At 52.2% G+C, this 3204-nt stretch carries 1 protein-coding gene and 1 pseudogene; both read right to left on the reverse strand.

Going from position 1 to position 3204, the window contains the following annotated elements:
* Positions 1-1013: pseudogene (locus tag CEK60_RS15315) on the reverse strand (hypothetical protein); the annotation flags it as partial.
* 5 nt (positions 1014-1018) lie between these two features.
* Positions 1019-3204, reverse strand: a 2186-nt coding sequence (locus CEK60_RS15320) for a YadA family autotransporter adhesin (protein WP_446718633.1), incomplete at its 5' end; no start/stop codon positions are given.

The following is a 3204-nucleotide window of genomic DNA, read 5'->3' on the forward strand; positions in this document are numbered from 1 at the left end:
TCACTAACGTCGGTTAGCTGATCAACATTCACCGCATCCGTGCCGTTAACACCTGGCGCAACATTGGTGATGGTGGTGTTGCCCGCATCAATGCCCGTATTGGTGATGCTGGGACCACCCGCGATGGTCAGGCCGTTGTTATTAACGGTGGTATCCCCCATCACAACACTGCCGTTCGTCCCCAGATCAATATTTTCAGCTAGCTTGACTTGGTGCGTATCGGTACCGTCGGCCACTACGCCAATGTTGCCATCAGTCAAGGTACCGGTGCTGCCACCTTTAACGTTGGTCTGCTCACCCAGCTTGCGCTCGAACGGTGTGCCGCTATCGCCCGCAAACGTCAACGGCGTATCCCCCAGCTCGGTCACTGAGTTATCCACATACTGCTTGTTGGTAATGTGATTATTTTCTGTAATATCACCGTCATAGGTGACATTACCTTCATTGTTAACGAAGAAGTTGTCGCCCAGTTGGGTGGTGCCTTCCACCGTCAGGTTTTCATTAATGATAGTGCTGCCACCAATGATAGTGTCACCTGCGATATTCGTATCGCCCGCGACGTTCAGGTTCTCAGTTACCTCGACGTTCGTGAACTCGACATCATCCGCAGTAGCCACTTCAATACTGTTACCCGTTCGAGTAATCGCAATGTTCTTACCTTGCGTGAAGTCAGCGGTTTCACCGGGGGCGATATTTTCGCCAGTGGCTTCACCATTGGCCGTCAGATCCCAGCCTTTGTTGGCCACATCACTAACGTCGGTTAGCTGATCAACATTCACCGCGTCAGTGCCATCCGTTCCTGGCGCAACGTTGGTGATCTTATTGCCCGCCATATCCAGGCCGCCGTTCAAGGTGGTCTGGCCAGTCACGTTCAGTGTGCCGCCGATGGTAGCGTTATTGGCTACATCTAGAGAGTTGGTGGTGACGCTGTTTACGTCCAGGTCATTGCTCATCGCAATAACAAGCGTCTCGTCGTCAGTCACTTCGGTGCTGAGATTGGCGTTGCTGGTCACGATATTCAGTTCGTCACCCAGCTTGCGATCCGTTGTGCCAGTATCACCAGCGAAAGTAATCGGGGTGTTAGCCAGGTCACCAATGCACCGTCCACATACTCTTTGTTAACGATGTGAGTGTTTTCAGTGATCGCGCCGTCGTAGAAGGCTTCGTTATTGACGACTGAGAAGTTATCACCCAGATAGGTATCGCCCTTCACTGTGGTGTCGCCGTTAATCGTCGTGTTGCCGCCGATATTGGTATCACCCGCCACATCCAGCTGGTTGGTGACATTGACATTGGTGAAGTCAACATCATCTGCCGTGGCAACCGTAATGTCCGTTCCAATGCGAGTAATATCGATATTTTTACCATCAATGAACTGGACTGTGGCGTTAGGTGCCACATTCGTCGCTGCATCACCATTGGTCTGGACGTTCCAGCCTGCACTGGCAACATCATTGACCGCTTTCAGCTGGCTGACGTTGACCGCATCGGTATCTTCTGCACCGGCAGCCACATTGGTGATGCGGCGCTCATTACCTGCGCTACCAACTGAGACTTCGCTATCTGCGGTGGGTGCTGCAACGGTAGCCGGGTTGCCGTTAACATCCAGCGGTTGGTAAGCCGTTGTACTCAACGTGCTGCCGTTAGCAACAGAGCCCGAACCTAAAGCGACATTCTTGGTGCCCTGTGCGGAAGCATTGTTACCAATGGCAACAGCTTCTACACCGCCATTAAACATATCAGTTGAGGCCTTCGCACCAGAACCAATAGCAACTGATTTGTTGCCCCCCGCCAGGGCATTGGCACCTACCGCCACTTGCTGTTCACCAACGCTTGCTGTACGGGCACCATCACCCATGCCTAACGAGGAATTGCCTTCAGCTTTCGCATTGGTACCTGCGGCCAGAGCGTTTATGCCAGTGGCACCGTCGTTATCGTAGTTACCTTGGGTGGTGCCATTATCATTAACGCTGTAATAATGCGTTTCGATACCGTCGACATATTGCTTATTAACAACGGAGTTATCGTTATTAATAGGACCATCGTAGATGGCTTCGTTATTCACTACCGAGAAGTTGTCACCCAGGAAGGTATCGCCCTTCACTGTGGTGTCGCCCTGGATCGTAGTATTACCGCCGATATTGGTATCACCTGCGACATCCAGCTGATTGGTCACATTCACATTAGTGAAGTCAACATCCTCAGCAGTGGCCACTTCAATGCTGTTACCCGTGCGGGTGATAGCGATGTTCTTGCCTTCGCTGAAGTCGGCGGTTTCACCAGGCGCAATGTTCTCACCCGTGGCTTCACCGTTGGCGGTGAGGTCCCAGCCTTTGTTAGCCACGTCACTAACGTCGGTTAGCTGATCAACATTCACCGCATCCGTGCCGTTAACACCTGGCGCAACATTGGTGATGGTGGTGTTGCCCGCATCAATGCCCGTATTGGTGATGCTGGGACCACCCGCGATGGTCAGGCCGCTGTTGTTAACGGTGGTATCCCCCATCACAACACTGCCGTTCGTCCCCAGATCAATATTTTCAGCTAGCTTGACTTGGAGCGTATCGGTACCGTCGGCCACTACGCCAATGTTGCCATCAGTCAAGGTACCGGTGCTGCCACCTTTAACGTTGGTCTGCTCACCCAGCTTGCGCTCGAACGATGTGCCGCTATCGCCCGCAAACGTCAACGGCGTATCCCCCAGCTCAGTCACTGAGTTATCCACATACTGCTTGTTGGTAATGTGATTATTTTCTGTAATGTCACCCTCATAGGTGACATTACCTTCATTGTTAACGAAGAAGTTGTCGCCCAGTTGGGTGGTGCCTTCCACCGTCAGGTTTTCATTAATGGTAGTGCTGCCACCAATGATAGTGTCACCTGCGATATTCGTATCGCCCGCGACGTTCAGGTTCTCAGTCACCTCCACATTCGTGAACTCGACATCATCCGCAGTTGCAACTTCAATGCTGTTACTTGTACGGGTAATCGCAATGTTCTTGCCTTCGCTAAAATCAGCGGTTTCACCGGGGGCGATATTTTCGCCAGTGGCTTCGCCATTGGCTGTCAGATCCCAGCCTTTGTTGGCCACATTGCTAACATCGGTTAGCTGGTCCACGTTCACCGCATCCGTGCCGTTAACACCTGGGGCAACATTAGTAATAGTGTTACCAGCCATATCCAAGCCGCCCGTGAGGGTGGTTT

It is taken from the genome of Halomonas sp. N3-2A, assembly GCF_002216165.1.
Taxonomy (GTDB): domain Bacteria; phylum Pseudomonadota; class Gammaproteobacteria; order Pseudomonadales; family Halomonadaceae; genus Vreelandella.